Annotated in this window: 10 protein-coding genes and 3 rRNA genes; 9 read left to right on the top strand and 4 right to left on the bottom strand. The window is 69.6% G+C overall.

Going from position 1 to position 16,057, the window contains the following annotated elements; all coding sequences use genetic code 11:
• Positions 1-20 precede the first annotated feature (20 nt).
• The 3 genes from ACWIX3_RS22840 to rrf all read left to right on the top strand — a co-directional run bounded on the left by ACWIX3_RS22840 (position 21) and on the right by rrf (position 5,494).
• A 16S ribosomal RNA gene (locus tag ACWIX3_RS22840) occupies positions 21-1,544 on the top strand.
• A gap of 559 nt (positions 1,545-2,103) precedes the next feature.
• Positions 2,104-5,238 (top strand): 23S ribosomal RNA (locus ACWIX3_RS22835).
• A 139-nt stretch (positions 5,239-5,377) separates the two neighbouring features.
• Positions 5,378-5,494 (top strand): 5S ribosomal RNA (gene rrf, locus ACWIX3_RS22830).
• The 16S, 23S and 5S rRNA genes sit together here, the layout of an rRNA operon.
• A 91-nt stretch (positions 5,495-5,585) precedes the next feature.
• On the opposite strand, the gene ACWIX3_RS22825 is transcribed toward rrf, so the two are convergent.
• Together ACWIX3_RS22825 and ACWIX3_RS22820 are read right to left on the bottom strand one after the other, a co-directional pair.
• The gene (locus ACWIX3_RS22825; protein ID WP_448609638.1) at positions 5,586-6,251 is read right to left on the bottom strand and encodes a DUF2461 domain-containing protein; all 666 of its coding nucleotides are present in this window, start codon (positions 6,249-6,251) and stop codon (positions 5,586-5,588) included.
• Complete coding sequence (locus tag ACWIX3_RS22820) at positions 6,248-6,841, bottom strand: N-acetyltransferase family protein (protein WP_448609637.1); 594 nt, start codon at positions 6,839-6,841, stop codon at positions 6,248-6,250. Before ACWIX3_RS22820 ends, ACWIX3_RS22825 begins: the two co-directional genes overlap by 4 nt.
• 68 nt (positions 6,842-6,909) lie before the next feature.
• Between ACWIX3_RS22820 and ACWIX3_RS22815 the strand changes: the two genes are divergently transcribed.
• The gene (locus tag ACWIX3_RS22815) at positions 6,910-8,133 is read left to right on the top strand and encodes a winged helix-turn-helix domain-containing protein (protein ID WP_448609636.1); all 1,224 of its coding nucleotides are present in this window, start codon (positions 6,910-6,912) and stop codon (positions 8,131-8,133) included.
• Here the strand turns inward: ACWIX3_RS22815 and ACWIX3_RS22810 are convergent.
• Positions 8,130-8,534, bottom strand: a complete 405-nt coding sequence (locus ACWIX3_RS22810; RefSeq protein WP_448609635.1) for a DUF1232 domain-containing protein — start codon at positions 8,532-8,534, stop codon at positions 8,130-8,132. The genes ACWIX3_RS22815 and ACWIX3_RS22810 overlap by 4 nt on opposite strands.
• An 88-nt stretch (positions 8,535-8,622) precedes the next feature.
• On the opposite strand from ACWIX3_RS22810, the gene ACWIX3_RS22805 reads away from it, so the two are divergent.
• Genes ACWIX3_RS22805 through ACWIX3_RS22790 form a run of 4 tightly spaced genes read left to right on the top strand, consistent with a single transcriptional unit; the run spans position 8,623 to position 12,608 of the window.
• Positions 8,623-9,441, top strand: coding sequence for a thymidylate synthase (locus ACWIX3_RS22805; protein ID WP_448609634.1), 819 nt, complete (start codon positions 8,623-8,625; stop codon positions 9,439-9,441).
• Between the two features lie 7 nt (positions 9,442-9,448).
• A complete protein-coding gene (locus ACWIX3_RS22800) occupies positions 9,449-9,991 on the top strand; it encodes a dihydrofolate reductase (RefSeq protein WP_448609633.1) in 543 nt (180 codons plus the stop codon).
• Between the two features lie 9 nt (positions 9,992-10,000).
• A complete protein-coding gene (dapA, locus tag ACWIX3_RS22795; RefSeq protein WP_448609632.1) occupies positions 10,001-10,897 on the top strand; it encodes a 4-hydroxy-tetrahydrodipicolinate synthase in 897 nt (298 codons plus the stop codon).
• A gap of 10 nt (positions 10,898-10,907) precedes the next feature.
• A complete protein-coding gene (locus ACWIX3_RS22790) occupies positions 10,908-12,608 on the top strand; it encodes a ribonuclease J (protein WP_448609631.1) in 1,701 nt (566 codons plus the stop codon).
• Positions 12,609-12,764: 156 nt separating this feature from the next.
• Here ACWIX3_RS22790 and ACWIX3_RS22785 read toward each other — a convergent pair whose 3' ends face one another.
• A complete protein-coding gene (locus ACWIX3_RS22785) occupies positions 12,765-13,145 on the bottom strand; it encodes a hypothetical protein (protein ID WP_448609630.1) in 381 nt (126 codons plus the stop codon).
• A 314-nt stretch (positions 13,146-13,459) separates the two neighbouring features.
• Between ACWIX3_RS22785 and ACWIX3_RS22780 the strand changes: the two genes are divergently transcribed.
• Positions 13,460-15,976, top strand: a complete 2,517-nt coding sequence (locus ACWIX3_RS22780; protein WP_448609629.1) for a DNA translocase FtsK — start codon at positions 13,460-13,462, stop codon at positions 15,974-15,976.
• Positions 15,977-16,057 lie beyond the last annotated feature (81 nt).

Below are 16,057 nucleotides of genomic sequence, written 5' to 3'. Positions count from 1 at the left end.
TCAGGCCGGGATGTCAAGCATCTACGGAGAGTTTGATCCTGGCTCAGGACGAACGCTGGCGGCGTGCTTAACACATGCAAGTCGAACGGTGAACCGTCTTCGGATGGGGATCAGTGGCGAACGGGTGAGTAACACGTGGGCAACCTGCCTCCGGCTCTGGGATAACTCCAAGAAATTGGGGCTAATACCGGATATGACCGCTGACCGCATGGTCTGGTGGTGGAAAGGGTTTCCGGCTGGGGATGGGCCCGCGGCCTATCAGCTTGTTGGTGGGGTAGTGGCCTACCAAGGCGACGACGGGTAGCCGGCCTGAGAGGGTGACCGGCCACACTGGGACTGAGACACGGCCCAGACTCCTACGGGAGGCAGCAGTGGGGAATATTGCGCAATGGGCGGAAGCCTGACGCAGCGACGCCGCGTGGGGGATGACGGCCTTCGGGTTGTAAACCTCTTTCAGCAGGGACGAAGCCGTGAGGTGACGGTACCTGCAGAAGAAGCACCGGCCAACTACGTGCCAGCAGCCGCGGTAATACGTAGGGTGCAAGCGTTGTCCGGAATTATTGGGCGTAAAGAGCTCGTAGGCGGTTTGTCGCGTCGGCTGTGAAAACCCGGAGCTCAACTCCGGGCCTGCAGTCGATACGGGCAGACTTGAGTGTTGCAGGGGAGACTGGAATTCCTGGTGTAGCGGTGAAATGCGCAGATATCAGGAGGAACACCGGTGGCGAAGGCGGGTCTCTGGGCAACAACTGACGCTGAGGAGCGAAAGCGTGGGGAGCGAACAGGATTAGATACCCTGGTAGTCCACGCCGTAAACGTTGGGCGCTAGGTGTGGGGGCCATTCCACGGTCTCCGTGCCGCAGCTAACGCATTAAGCGCCCCGCCTGGGGAGTACGGCCGCAAGGCTAAAACTCAAAGGAATTGACGGGGGCCCGCACAAGCGGCGGAGCATGTTGCTTAATTCGATGCAACGCGAAGAACCTTACCTAGGCTTGACATGCACGGAAATCTCGCAGAGATGCGGGGTGCCTTTGGCGTCGTGCACAGGTGGTGCATGGTTGTCGTCAGCTCGTGTCGTGAGATGTTGGGTTAAGTCCCGCAACGAGCGCAACCCTCGTTCCATGTTGCCAGCACGTAGTGGTGGGGACTCATGGGAGACTGCCGGGGTCAACTCGGAGGAAGGTGGGGATGACGTCAAATCATCATGCCCCTTATGTCTAGGGCTGCAAACATGCTACAATGGCCGGTACAAAGGGCTGCGATACCGCGAGGTGGAGCGAATCCCAAAAAGCCGGTCTCAGTTCGGATTGGGGTCTGCAACTCGACCCCATGAAGTTGGAGTCGCTAGTAATCGCAGATCAGCAACGCTGCGGTGAATACGTTCCCGGGCCTTGTACACACCGCCCGTCACGTCACGAAAGTCGGTAACGCCCGAAGCCGGTGGCCCAACCCCTGGTGGGAGGGAGCCGTCGAAGGCGGGATCGGCGATTGGGACGAAGTCGTAACAAGGTAGCCGTACCGGAAGGTGCGGCTGGATCACCTCCTTTCTAAGGAGCATCTCGCCGCCGGGTCCCGGATCGGGGCCGGTGGTGCAGAGCCGCGCTCAGCACGGGATGGTCGCTCCGGTCGGAGCGGTCGCGGGTTGCTGGGGTGGTGCTCGAGGGTGGAACGCTGACCAGTTCGGCCGCCGGCTTGTTGCCGGCTCCTAGTACGGCATGCCTCCTGGTGGGGTGTGCGGGGAACGGGGTCGGTGGCGGGTGCGGGGTCGTAGGCACGCTGTTGGGTCCTGAGGGAGCGGACCCCCGGAGGCCGGCGCGGTGCGCCGGGTGGGGGTGTGTTGTCTCGGTCGGGGCCGCCCGGGTCCTCGTACCACTCGCCGTCGCTCCTGCGTTGTTCGCGGGGGTGGGGTGGGGTTCGGCGGGGCGCAGCACCGGGTGGTGGCCGGTTGGTCGTTGAGAACTGCACAGTGGACGCGAGCATCTTCTTTGATTGCAGGCCCGCGTGACATCCGCAGGTCTTCTGCCGTGGTCGTTTCGTTCTTCCCGCGTGGAGGAGTGGAGCGGCCGGTGGGGGTCGGGGTGTGCGTGGGGTGTGTTGTAGTGGTGTGGCCAAGTTGTTAAGGGCACACGGTGGATGCCTGGGCACCAGGAGCCGATGAAGGACGTAGGAGGCTGCGATAAGCCTCGGGGAGCTGCCAACCGAGCGTTGATCCGAGGATGTCCGAATGGGGGAACCCCGCACCAGTCATGTGGTGTGACCCGCGCCTGAACACATAGGGCGTGTGGAGGGAACGTGGGGAAGTGAAACATCTCAGTACCCACAGGAAGAGAAAACAACCGTGATTCCGTGAGTAGTGGCGAGCGAAAGCGGATGAGGCTAAACCGTTTCCATGTGATACCCGGCAGGGGTTGTGGAAGCGGGGTCGTGGGACCGTTCGCGCCAGTCTGCCGGCTGGCGAGGGAGTGAGAAAGTGCTGTCGTTAGTGGAAGGCCTCTGGAAGGGGTCGCCGTAGAGGGTGAGAGCCCCGTACACGAAAACGCTGCACCTCCCGAACGTGTTTCCCAAGTAGCACCGAGCCCGTGAAATTCGGTGTGAATCCGGCGGGACCACCCGCTAAGCCTGAATACTCCCTGGTGACCGATAGCGGACGAGTACCGTGAGGGAAAGGTGAAAAGTACCCCGGGAGGGGAGTGAAATAGTACCTGAAACCGTGTGCCTACAAGCCGTGAGAGCCGTGCAAGCGCACCTTCGGGGTGCGGCGGTGATTGCGTGCCTTTTGAAGAATGAGCCTGCGAGTTAGTGGTACGTGGCGAGGTTAACCCGTGAGGGGTAGCCGTAGCGAAAGCGAGTCCGAACAGGGCGTGTGAGTCGCGTGCTCTAGACCCGAAGCCGAGTGATCTACCCATGGCCAGGTTGAAGCGCGGGTAAGACCGCGTGGAGGACCGAACCCACCAGGGTTGAAAACCTGGGGGATGAGCTGTGGGTAGGGGTGAAAGGCCAATCAAACTCGGTGATAGCTGGTTCTCCCCGAAATGCATTTAGGTGCAGCGTCGCGTGTTTCTTGCCGGAGGTAGAGCACTGGATGGCCGATGGGCCCCACAAGGTTACTGACGTCAACCAAACTCCGAATGCCGGTAAGTGAGAGCGCGGCAGTGAGACTGCGGGCGATAAGGTTCGTAGTCGAGAGGGAAACAGCCCAGATCATCGGCTAAGGCCCCTAAGCGTGTGCTAAGTGGAAAAGGATGTGGGATCGCAGAGACAACCAGGAGGTTGGCTTAGAAGCAGCCATCCTTGAAAGAGTGCGTAATAGCTCACTGGTCAAGTGGTTCCGCGCCGACAATGTAGCGGGGCTCAAGCACACCGCCGAAGCCGTGGCACTCCGCCGTTCGCCCGTCGGCACCCTCGGGTGCCGGCCAGGTGGCGGGGTGGGTAGGGGAGCGTCGTGTGGCGGGTGAAGCGGCGGAGGAATCCAGCCGTGGACGCCACGCGAGTGAGAATGCAGGCATGAGTAGCGAGAGGGGAGTGAGAACCTCCCCCGCCGGAAGACCAAGGGTTCCTGGGCCAGGCTAATCCGCCCAGGGTGAGTCGGGACCTAAGGCGAGGCCGACAGGCGTAGTCGATGGACAACGGGTTGATATTCCCGTACCCGCGAAGGAACGCCCATGCCGAACCCAGCGATGCTAACCCACCGAAGCCGGTGGGCCCACTTGTGGGCCCGGCGGTGGAGCTGGGGGCCCGGACTGGTAGTAGGCAAGCGATGGGGTGACGCAGGAAGGTAGTCCTACCGGTGAGTGGTAGTACCGGTGCAAGGGTGTGGCCCGTGGAGCAGGTAAATCCGTTCCACACGTGGGTGAGGCCTGACGCATAGCCGATTGCGGTGAATGGGATGATCCTATGCTGCCGAGAAAAGCCTCTAGCGAGTTCCGAGCGGCCCGTACCCCAAACCAACTCAGGTGGTCAGGTAGAGAATACCGAGGCGATCGAGCGAACTGTGGTTAAGGAACTCGGCAAAATGCCCCCGTAACTTCGGGAGAAGGGGGGCCGTTGACCGTCAAGCACCTAGCGTGCGGCAGCGGTGGGCGGCCGCAGAGACCAGTGAGAAGCGACTGTTTACTAAAAACACAGGTCCGTGCGAAGTCGTAAGACGATGTATACGGACTGACGCCTGCCCGGTGCTGGAACGTTAAGGGGACGGGTTAGTGCACGTTCGTGTGCGAAGCTCAGAACTCAAGCGCCAGTAAACGGCGGTGGTAACTATAACCATCCTAAGGTAGCGAAATTCCTTGTCGGGTAAGTTCCGACCTGCACGAATGGCGTAACGACTTCTCAGCTGTCTCAACCACAGGCTCGGCGAAATTGCACTACGAGTAAAGATGCTCGTTACGCGCGGCAGGACGGAAAGACCCCGGGACCTTCACTACAGCTTGATATTGGTGTTCGGTTCGGCTTGTGTAGGATAGGTGGGAGACTGTGAAGTCCGCACGCCAGTGTGGATGGAGTCGCCGTTGAAATACCACTCTGGTCGAATTGGATGTCTAACCTCGGTCCGTGATCCGGATCAGGAACAGTGTCAGGTGGGTAGTTTAACTGGGGCGGTTGCCTCCCAAAATGTAACGGAGGCGCCCAAAGGTTCCCTCAGCCTGGTTGGCAATCAGGTGTCGAGTGCAAGTGCACAAGGGAGCTTGACTGTGAGACCGACGGGTCGAGCAGGAGCGAAAGCTGGGACTAGTGACCCGGCACCGGCATGTGGAAGCGGTGTCGCTCAACGGATAAAAGGTACCCCGGGGATAACAGGCTGATCTTCCCCAAGAGTCCATATCGACGGGATGGTTTGGCACCTCGATGTCGGCTCGTCGCATCCTGGGGCTGGAGTAGGTCCCAAGGGTTGGGCTGTTCGCCCATTAAAGCGGTACGCGAGCTGGGTTTAGAACGTCGTGAGACAGTTCGGTCCCTATCCGCCGTGCGCGTAAGAGACTTGCGAAGAGCTGTCCCTAGTACGAGAGGACCGGGACGGACGAACCTCTGGTGTGCCAGTTGTACCGCCAGGTGCACTGCTGGTTGGCTACGTTCGGCAGGGATAACCGCTGAAAGCATCTAAGCGGGAAGCTCGCTTCAAGATGAGGTCTCTCACCGGATCAACCGGGTAAGGCCCCCGCCCAGACCAGCGGGTTGATAGGCCGGAAGTGGAAGCACCGCAAGGTGTGGAGCTGACCGGTACTAACAGGCCGAGGGCTTGACCACACGACTACACCACCCCCCACCGCTGTTCGGGGGCCGGTCGTGCCCAGAAGCAGATGTCACGCGTCCACTGTGCGGTTCTGAACGCACCAACCCCACCCCGCATCCGCGGGGCGCCCCGGGGTCGGGAAGTTCGCAGTGTTACGGCGGCCATGGCGAGAGGGAAACGCCCGGTTCCATTCCGAACCCGGAAGCTAAGCCTCTCAGCGCCGATGGTACTGCCCTGGAGACGGGGTGGGAGAGTAGGACGCCGCCGGACAACCATTTCGCTGACGGGCCCTCACCACCACGGTGAGGGCCCGTCAGGCATTTGCGGGTCCACGTGTCCGGGGCCGGCGCGATCCGCCGGCTCACCGGCGGGCGCGCGGCTCCTTCGTCGTCGCGCCGACGTTGTCCGCCAGCCACGCGTTCAGGGCGTTGGCGTCCCGCCACGACGTCCGGACCTCCTCGAGCGCCCGGCGCTCGTGCAACCAGTCGGTGGGCTCCCAGTGCCTCGCGGCGTGCAGCGACTTGTGCCGGAGCAGGTCCGCCCGGTCACCGTCCCGGTCGAAGCCGGAGGGCACCCGCACCAGTCGCTCACCGGCGATCGACCACCCGCCCGCCGCCAGCCGGTCCACCTCGGCCTGCAGGCGCGGTCCCTGGACGTCGTCGGCCACGGCCCGGCGGTAGCGGGCCACCTGGTCGGACTCCAGCAGCCAGCACCCGCCGGCGACCATCAGGCCGTCGGCGGACACCTGCACGTACCAGGCACCGGCCCCGCGGCCGTCGGGGTTCACGACCGCGCCCTGGTGCGTCTTGTAGGGCGTCTTGTCGTTGCTGAAGCGCACGTCCCGATAGGGGCGGAAGAGCTTCGGCGTGCCGAACTCGTCGGCCAGTTCGTCGAGCAGCGCCTGCATCGGCGCCCGCACGCAGGCGTCGTAGACGTGGCGGTTGCGGGTCCAGTAGGTCCTGCTGTTGTCGGCCTCCAGCCCCTCGTAGAAGACCAGTCCCTCGTCGGGGAACCCCTGGAACGTCATCGGCTCCCGTCCGCCTCCTCGAGCAACGTGTGCCAGCGGACCTCGCGCAGCGGCGTCCCGCCGGTGTCCAGCGTGCGCACCCAGCCGTCGCGGGCCCAGCCCGCGGACTCGAAGAAGTCCGCTGACACCGCGTCCTGTTCCGGCAGCCACACCTGCAGCCGCGCCGTCCCGCCCCCCCGGGCGAGGTCCGTGACCGCGGCCAGCAACCGGCTGCCGTGCCCCCGCCGTCCCCACCGGGGCTCGACGAGCAGGGTGGTGACCTCCCCGCTGGGTCCTGCGGGGTGGGGGCGCTCCTCCCCGGTGAGCTCCGCCGGGCCGTGGGCGGCGAAGCCGACCACCAGGTCCCGTTCCACGGCCACGAGGACACCGTGCCCGGGGGTGGGCGGTGCGGCGATCGCCGCCCGCCACGCGTCCGCGGCCGCTGCCTCGTCCCAGCCGTCGAGCACCTCCGCCGGGAGGACGGCGCGGTACGCCGTCCGCCAGGTGACCGCCTGCACGCGGGCGACCGCCGGGGCATCGCCGGGGCGGGCCGGGCGGACCGACACCTCGGCGATGCCCGACCGACGGGGGAACGGCGAGGTCGGCTGCACGCCAGGCAGCGTAGGCCCGGCGGGGTGGCTCTCCGCCCTGTCAGCGGCGCCGGGCAGGATCGTCGGCCGTGGGAGCACCCGTCACCGACCGGCTGCCGGCCGCCCTGGCCCGTCGCATCGCCCTGGCTGCGCAGGGATTCGCCGACCCGCGGCCCCAGGGTGTCGTCGACGGCCGGCAGCTGCGCCGGATGACGTCCCGGTTGGCGGTGCTCCAGATCGACTCGGTGAACGTGCTCTCCCGCGCCCACTACCTGCCCGCCTTCAGCCGGCTGGGGCCCTACCCGCGCCAGGCGCTCGACGACCTCGCCGGGCGCCGGAGGGAGCTGTTCGAGTACTGGGCGCACGAGGCCTCGCTGCTGCCGGTCCGGTTGCACCCGTACCTGCGCTGGCGGATGGCCGCCGCGGAGGAGCACGCCTGGGGCTCGATGGTCCGGATCCAGCGGGAGCGGCCGGGTTACGTCAGCGAGGTGCTCGAGCGGGTGCGGGCGGCCGGCCCGCTCAAGGCCAGCGACCTGGCCGAGCCGCGACCGGACCGGCCCGGCAGCATGTGGAACTGGCACGCCGGCAAGGTCGCTCTCGAGTGGCTCTTCTACACCGGCGTGATCACCACCCGGGGCCGGACGGCGGGCTTCGAGCGCGTCTACGACCTCACCGAGCGGGTGCTGCCGGCCACCGTCCTGCAGGTCCCCACCCCGGAGCCGGCCGACGCCGTCCGCGAGCTCGTGCGCACCGCCGCGCGCGCCCTCGGCGTGGCCACCGAGCGGGACCTCCGCGACTACTTCCGGCTCCGTCCCCCGGCGGCGCGGGCGGCGATCGCCGAGCTGGTCGACACCGGCGAGCTGGTCCCCGTCGAGGTGGCCGGCTGGAGCGCTCCCGCGTGGCTGGACCCGGAGGCGCGCCGTCCCCGCTGGGTGCGGGCGCGGGCCCTGCTGAGCCCGTTCGACTCGCTGGTCTGGGAGCGGCCGCGCGTGGAACGACTCTTCGGCTTCCGGTACCGGCTGGAGATCTACACGCCGGCCGCCCAGCGGGTGCACGGGTACTACGTGCTGCCGTTCCTCCTCGGGGACCGACTGGTCGCCCGGGTCGACCTCAAGGCCGACCGGCAGGCCGGCGTGCTGCGGGTCCAGGCGGCGTTCGCCGAGGACGGCGTGGACCGGACCGAGGTGGCCGCCGCACTCGCGGAGGAGCTGGCGCTCATGGCGGGGTGGATGCTGCTCGACGCGGTCGTCGTGGGGGAGCGCGGCGACCTGGCCGCGGAGCTGGCCGCGGCCGTGGCCCGGGGGGTCCCCTAGTCGGGCAGGCCGGCCAGCCGCGACACGACGGCGAGACCCGCGCGTCCGCCGGGCCAGGCGCGCTGCACGGCGGGCGCACCGGCCGCGCGCACCACCGACCGCAGTGCCAGTGCCACCACGACGACGTCGTCGGCGTAGCCGAGGACCGGGACGACGTCGGGCACCAGGTCCACCGGCGAGAGCAGGTAGGCCAGCAGCAGCCACAGCCGCACCCGCACGCCGCGCGGCAGGGAGCGGTCCGCGGCGAGCCGGCGCACCAGCCGGACCAGGTCGGGCAGCAGCCGCAGCGCCTCCCGGACGGTGAGGTCCGGCGGCCGCGCCCACCACAGCAGCAGCAGCAGGACGCCCCACAGCAGGAGCAGCCCGCCGACCGCCGCTGCAGGCACGCCCCACCAGTCCACGGTGACGAGTCTGACCGGTGGGACGGGAGCGACCGGCAGGTGACCGGAGTCGCGCTCCGGTGTCGGCTCCCGCCCGTAGGCTCGGGTCGTGGCGAGTGCGACCGAGGGCCCGATCGACACCCAGTACGAGGACCTGCTGCACAGGGTGCTCGAGGAGGGCACGCCCAAGTCCGACCGGACGGGCACCGGCACGGTGAGCCTGTTCGGCGAGCGGCTGCGCTACGACCTCTCCGAGCGGTTCCCGCTGGTCACCACCAAGTCGGTGCACTTCCGCTCCATCGCCTACGAGCTGCTGTGGTTCCTCCGCGGCGAGGGCAACGTGCGCTGGTTGCAGGAGAACAGGGTCAGCATCTGGGACGAGTGGGCCTCGCCGGAGGGCGAGCTCGGCCCGGTCTACGGCGTGCAGTGGCGGTCCTGGCCCACACCCGGCGGCGAGCAGGTCGACCAGATCGCCGGCGTCCTCGACACGCTGCGCACCGACCCGGACTCCCGGCGCATGGTCGTCTCCGCCTGGAACGTCGCCGCGCTGCCGGAGATGGCGCTCGCGCCCTGCCACGCGCTGTTCCAGTTCCACGTCGCCGACGGGCGGCTGTCCTGCCAGCTCTACCAGCGCAGCGCCGACATGTTCCTCGGCGTGCCGTTCAACATCGCCAGCTACGCGCTGCTCACCCGCATGGTCGCCGCCCAGGTCGGCCTGGCCCCCGGCGACTTCATCTGGGTCGGCGGCGACTGCCACGTCTACAGCAACCACGTCGAGCAGGTCCGCGAGCAGCTCTCCCGCGAGGTCCTGCCCTTCCCGACCCTCGACCTGGCCCCGGCGCCGTCGCTGTTCGACTACACCTACGAGCACTTCACCCTGCGCGACTACCGGCACCACCCGGCGATCCGCGCCGCGGTGGCGGTCTGAGGCTCGGGTGGTCGGGGGCGGGGCCGTCGGGCTGGTCTGGGCCCAGGCCCGGGGCGGGGTGATCGGCACCGACGGCCGGCTGCCGTGGCACCTGCCCGAGGACCTCCGCCTGTTCCGGCAGCTCACGACCGGCTCGGCCGTGGTCATGGGCCGGCGCACCTGGGAGTCCCTGCCCGAGCGGTTCCGCCCCCTGCCCGGACGGCGCAACGTCGTCCTCACCACCGACCCCACGTGGGCCGCCGACGGCGCCGAGCGGGCCGGCGACGTGGCGCAGGTGCTGGCCCGCGACGACGCCGGCGACCTGTGGGTGATCGGCGGCGGCCGGGTCTACGCCGCCTTCCTCCCGCACGCCGACCGGGCGGTCGTCACCGACGTCGACACCGACGTCGACGGCGACACGTGGGCGCCCGCACTCGGCGAGGAGTGGGTGCGGGTGTCGCGCACCCCGGGGACCGGCTGGGCGACGTCGACCACCGGGCTGCGGTACGCGGTGTCCGAGTACGCGCGCGCAGCCACCGAGGCCGACGTGTCGCCCAGGACGGGTCGGTAGATTCTGGGCATGACCAGTGACCCCGCCCGGCCCTTCGGGCGTGTGCTCACCGCGATGGTGACCCCCTTCGCCGAGGACGGCTCGATCGACCTCGCGGGCGCCCAGGAACTCGCCGCCCACCTGGTCGACCGACAGGCGCACGACGGCCTGGTCGTGCTCGGCACCACCGGTGAGGCGCCCACCTTGAGCGACGGTGAGCAGCACGCCGTCCTCGAGGCGGTGCTCGACGCCGTGGGCGACCGCGCCACCGTGGTCGCGGGCGTCGGCACCAACGACACCGCGCACACCATCGAGAACGCGCGCCGGGCCGAGCGGCTGGGCGCGCACGGCCTGCTCGTCGTGACGCCGTACTACAACAAGCCCCCGCAGGCCGGTCTGCTGCGGCACTTCACCGCCGTCGCCGACGCCACCGACCTGCCGGTGATGCTCTACGACATCCCGCCGCGCTCGGTCGTACCCATCGAGGTCGACACGCTCGCCCGGCTCGCCGAGCACCCGCGCATCGTCGCGGTCAAGGACGCCAAGGGCGACCTCGGCGCGGTGATGCAGACCCTCGCCCGCACCGACCTCGCCTACTACAGCGGCGAGGACATGCTCAACCTGCCGCTGCTGGCGGTCGGCGCCGTGGGCGTCGTGAGCGTGGTCGGGCACCTCGCCGGCCCGCGGATGGCCGAGCTGATCACGGCCGTCGAGTCCGGCGACCTGGTCAAGGCCCGGGCGGTCAACGAGAGCCTGCTGCCGCTCTACACCGGCGTCTTCCGCACCCAGGGCGTCATCCTGACCAAGGCGGCGCTGGGCGAGCTGGGCCTCCCGGCCGGCCCGGTGCGCCCGCCGCTGGTCGACGCCACCCCCGAACAACTCGCGCAGCTGCGCGCCGACCTCGCCGACGGAGGCATCCACCTGTGAGCGCGACCCCGTGACCACCTCGACCACCCAGCCCCACCTGGACCTGCAGGCACCCCCGCCGCTGCCGGCCGGCGGCCTGCGCGTCATGGCGCTCGGCGGGCTCGGGGAGATCGGCCGCAACATGGCCGTCCTCGAGTTCGACGGCAAGCTGCTGGTCATCGACTGCGGCGTGCTCTTCCCCGAGGCCGAGCAGCCCGGCGTCGACCTGATCCTGCCCGACTTCGGGGTCATCGAGCACCGGCTCGACGACGTCGTCGCCGTCGTCCTCACCCACGGGCACGAGGACCACATCGGCGCGATCCCCTACCTGCTCCGCATGCGGGGCGACATCCCGCTGGTCGGCTCCCGGTTCACCCTCGCGCTGGTCAAGGCCAAGCTGCGGGAGCACCGCCTGGACCCGGTGCTGGTCGAGGTGGCGGCCGGCGACGACCACATCGCAGGCCCGTTCCACTGCGAGTTCATCTCGGTCAACCACTCGATCCCCGACGCGCTGGCCGTCGCCGTCCACACGTCGGCGGGGGTCCTGGTGCACACCGGCGACTTCAAGATGGACCAGCTCCCGCTGGACGGCGTCCTCACCGACCTGGGGGCCTTCGCCCGGCTGGGCCTCGAGGGCATCGACCTGCTGCTGGCCGACTCCACCAACGCGGAGATCCCCGGCTTCGTCACGCCGGAGCGGTCGATCGGCCCGGTGCTCGAGGACGTGTTCCGGCGGGCCACCCAGCGGCTGATCGTCTCCAGCTTCGCCAGCCACGTGCACCGCATCCAGCAGGTGCTCGACGCCGCGGAGATGCACGGCCGCAAGGTCTCGTTCGTCGGCCGCTCGATGGTCCGCAACATGGGCGTGGCCCGCGACCTCGGGCTGCTCCGCGTCGCGCCCGGGCTCATGGTGAGCCTGGACGAGGCGACGAGCATGCCCCCGGAGCAGGTGGTGCTGATCAGCACCGGGTCGCAGGGGGAGCCGCTGTCGGCGCTCGGGCGGATGGCCCGCGGCGAGCACCACCAGGTGACCATCGAGGCCGGTGACACGATCGTGCTGGCGTCGTCGCTGGTCCCGGGCAACGAGACCGCCGTCTACAAGGTCATCAACGGGCTGGCCCGGCTGGGTGCGACCGTCGTGCACAAGGAGACCGCGCGGGTCCACGTCTCCGGCCACGCCCCGGCCGGCGAGCTGCGGACGCTGCTCAACGTCGCCAAGCCGCGGCACCTGATGCCGGTCCACGGCGAGTGGCGGCACCTGCGGGCGCACGCGGCGCTGGCCGAGCAGACCGGCATGCCCACCGACCGGGTGCTGCTCGCCGAGAACGGCGTCGTCGTCGACCTGGTCGACGGCAAGGCGGTGATCGTCGGGTCGGTGCCGGTCGGCGACGTCTACGTCGACGGCCTCAACGTCGGCGACGTGGGGGAGGAGTCGCTGCAGGAGCGGCGGATCCTCGGCGACGAGGGGTTCGTCGCGCTCACCGTCGTCATCGAGCCGTCGACGCGCACCATCGTGCGCCCGGTGCACCTCTCCGCCCGCGGCTTCGCCGACGACCCCAGCGTCTTCGACCCGGCGCTGCAGCTGGTCGAGGAGAACCTGCGCCGCATGCTGGCCGACGGCGAGACCGACCCGCACCGGCTCTCCCAGGTGATCCGCCGGACGATCGGCAAGTGGGTGTCCGACACCTACCGCCGCCGTCCGATGATCATCCCCACCGTCCTCGAGGTCTGACCGAACGCCGCGGCTCCCGGCTGCGTATCGCGCTTCGTCCGGCACCCCGGGAGGACGAGGTGCGGATCGACCGCGGATCGGTCACCCGCGTCAGCGCGGCGGCCGAGGGCGTACCAGCCCAGCTGTTAGGGGACGCCCGGTGCTCTCCCGGCCCGCTCACGGTTCCACCCCCATCTCCTCCATCGCCAGCCGTAGTGCCCGCATCCCGTAGAACACCCGGCTGCGCAGCGTGCCCACGGGGATGCCGAGCTCCGCGGCCGGCCGCGCAGGTGGGTCCGCAGGATCGCCGTCCGGTGGTCCTCGCCGATCCGGCGCAGCGCCTCCTCCACGACCCGTGCGTCGACGACCGCCTCGTCGACGCCCCCACGCCGGGGACGTCGGTGCGCGGGCCGTCGGGCAGCGTCCGCTGCCAGGGCCGGACGGCGAACCGCCGGGCCTCGTCCACGACGACGTTGCGGGCATCGCGAACAGCCAGGTGCGCAGGCTCGACAGCCGCGGGTCGTAGCCGTCGGCCGCCCGCCAGGCCCGGAGGAGCACCTCCTGGACGACGTCCTGGGCGGCGCCGCCGTCGCCGCTGCCGCAGCGCGAACCGGCAGAGCTCCGCGCCGTGCGCGGCGTGGGCCGCCTGGGCGTCGAACCCGTCGCCGTCCACGCCCTGGGCCCGCGCCGTCGGCCACCTCCTCCTGTCAGAGGGTGTACGGCGCCCGGCGCGTGCCGGTCCAGCGGGCCGCTCCATCGGCGACCAGGGCGCCACGCTGTAGTCGAGCTGCGACGAACCGTTCCCCGCCGCTTGGCACGCGGACACGCGTCGCCTGCCGTCGGGGCGGGCCTGCGGCCATTACCGTCGACGCATGCCTGCTCGCACGACGACGACCCGACCCTCGGGCCGGTCGTCCGCGCGCGGACGCTCGGGCTCCGGGTCGACCGGGTCCCGGAAGCGCCCGCCCGCGAAGCGACCCGCCGCCGGCGGCCGCAAGCCCGCCTCCAAGAAGTCCGGTCCCGGTCTGTGGAGCGTCGTCAGCGGCGGCTGGTCACTGCTCGCCCGCGGCGCCGGCGGGCTGGCCCGCTCGGTCGCCCGCCCGGAGGAGGCCGAGCCGCTGGCCCCGGAGCACCGCCGCGACGGCGTCGGCCTGGCCGTCCTGGGCCTGGCCGTCGTCCTCGGCGCGGCCGCCTGGAGCAACGGCATCGGTCCGGTCGGCGCCGTCTTCGCCGGAGCCGTGCGCTGGATCGTCGGCTCGCTGGTCATGGTGCTTCCGGTCGTGCTCTTCCTCGCCGCGTTGCGGCTGCTGCGCCGGGGACCGCGTCCCGAGGCGCGCGGCCGACTGGCGATCGGCTGGCTCTGCCTGGTGGTGTCGGTGCTCGGCATCGCCCAGGTCGTCGGCGAGGGCGCCGTGCCGTCGCAGGACCGGCCCGGCTCCGGCGGCCTGGTCGGCTGGGCCGCGGCCACGCCGCTGGTCGCCGGCGTGGGCACCGTCGTCGCCGTCGTCCTGCTGGTCCTGCTGGCCTTCTTCGGCCTGCTGGTGCTGACCGCCACGCCGGTGCACCAGATCCCCGAGCGGCTGCGCGAGCTGGCCGACCGCCTGCTCGGCCAGGCCGAGGACGAGGACGCCTACGACGACGAGGACTGGGAGACCGACGAGGAGCCGGCCGAGCCGCCGGCGCCGCGTCGCGCCCGCCGCAAGTCGCTGTCGGACGACCTGATGGACACCGGCCCGGTCGAGACCCTGCCGGCCATCGACCACGCGGCGCTCGACGAGGCGCCCGAGGCCGTGCGCCACGAGCCGCCGCCGCCACCGGTCCCGGCCCGCCGTCCGGCGGTGGTCGACCGGACCGCGCCGCCGGAGGAGCTCGAGCCGATCACCGAGCCCGAGCAGCTGCGCATCGAACCGGTCGAAGGCCAGTACACGCTGCCCTCGGTCTCCGTGCTGCGCGCCGGCGACCCGCCGAAGAAGGGCTCGGCGGCCAACGACGCGGCGATCGAGGCCATCACCGGCGTGCTCGAGCAGTTCAACATCGACGCCGCCGTCACGAGCTTCACGCGCGGCCCGACGGTCACCCGCTACGAGATCGAGCTGGGCCCCGCGGTCAAGGTCGAGAAGATCACCGCGCTGACCAAGAACATGGCCTACGCGGTGGCCAACGACAACATCCGGATCCTCGCGCCGATCCCGGGCAAGTCCGCCGTCGGCGTCGAGGTGCCCAACGTCGACCGCGAGATGGTCAGCCTCGGCGACGTGCTGCGCTCGCAGGTGGCCAAGCAGGACCCGCACCCGATGCTGGTCGGCCTGGGCAAGGACATCGAGGGCGGGTTCGTCTGCGCGAACCTGGCCAAGATGCCGCACCTGCTGGTCGCCGGTGCCACCGGCGCCGGTAAGTCCAGCTGCGTCAACTCGCTGCTCACCTCGCTGCTGCTGCGGGCCACGCCCGACCAGCTGCGGATGATCCTGGTCGACCCGAAGATGGTCGAGCTCACGCCCTACGACGGCATCCCGCACCTGATCACGCCGATCATCACCGACCCGAAGAAGGCAGCGACCGCGCTGGCCTGGCTGGTGGAGGAGATGGAGCAGCGCTACCAGGACATGCGGGCCACCGGAGTCCGGCACATCGACGACTTCAACCGCAAGGTGGAGCGCGGCGAGATCGTGGCGCCCCCGGGCAGCGAGCGGGTCTACCGGCCCTACCCCTACATCCTCGCGATCGTCGACGAGCTCGCCGACCTGATGATGGTCGCCCCGCGCGACGTCGAGGAGTCGATCGTCCGGATCACCCAGAAGGCGCGTGCCGCCGGCATCCACCTGGTGCTCGCCACCCAGCGCCCGTCGGTGGACGTCGTCACCGGCCTGATCAAGGCCAACGTGCCCTCGCGGCTGGCGTTCTCCACCTCCAGCCTCACCGACAGCCGGGTCATCCTCGACCAGCCCGGCGCGGAGAAGCTGATCGGCATGGGTGACGCCCTGTTCCTGCCGATCGGCGCGGGCAAGCCGATGCGCGTGCAGGGCGCCTACGTCTCCGACGCCGAGATCGAGGCGGTCGTCGAGTTCACCAAGCGCCAGGCCGAGCCGGAGTACCGCGAGGAGGTCTTCAGCGCCGCGGATGGCGAGAAGAAGGAGATCGACGAGGACATCGGTGGCGACCTCGACCTGCTCATCCAGGCCGTGGAGCTCGTCGTCACCAGCCAGTTCGGCTCCACGTCGATGCTGCAGCGCAAGCTGCGGGTCGGCTTCGCCAAGGCCGGCCGGCTCATGGACCTCATGGAGAGCCGCGGCATCGTCGGCCCGTCCGAGGGCTCCAAGGCCCGCGACGTGCTGGTCAAGCCCGACGAGCTCGAGTCGGTGATGTACACCCTCCGCGGCACCGAGGGGTGAAGAAGGACCCCCTGCCCCCGTCACCCGCGAGCTCGCGACGGGGCCCTGCAGGGGGCCGTCCCCTCGCCGTCCCGGTGGGGG

This window comes from Geodermatophilus sp. URMC 60, from assembly GCF_053502585.1.
The sequence above is the reverse complement of the archived record's forward strand: the minus strand, read 5'-3'. Positions and strand labels throughout refer to the sequence as shown.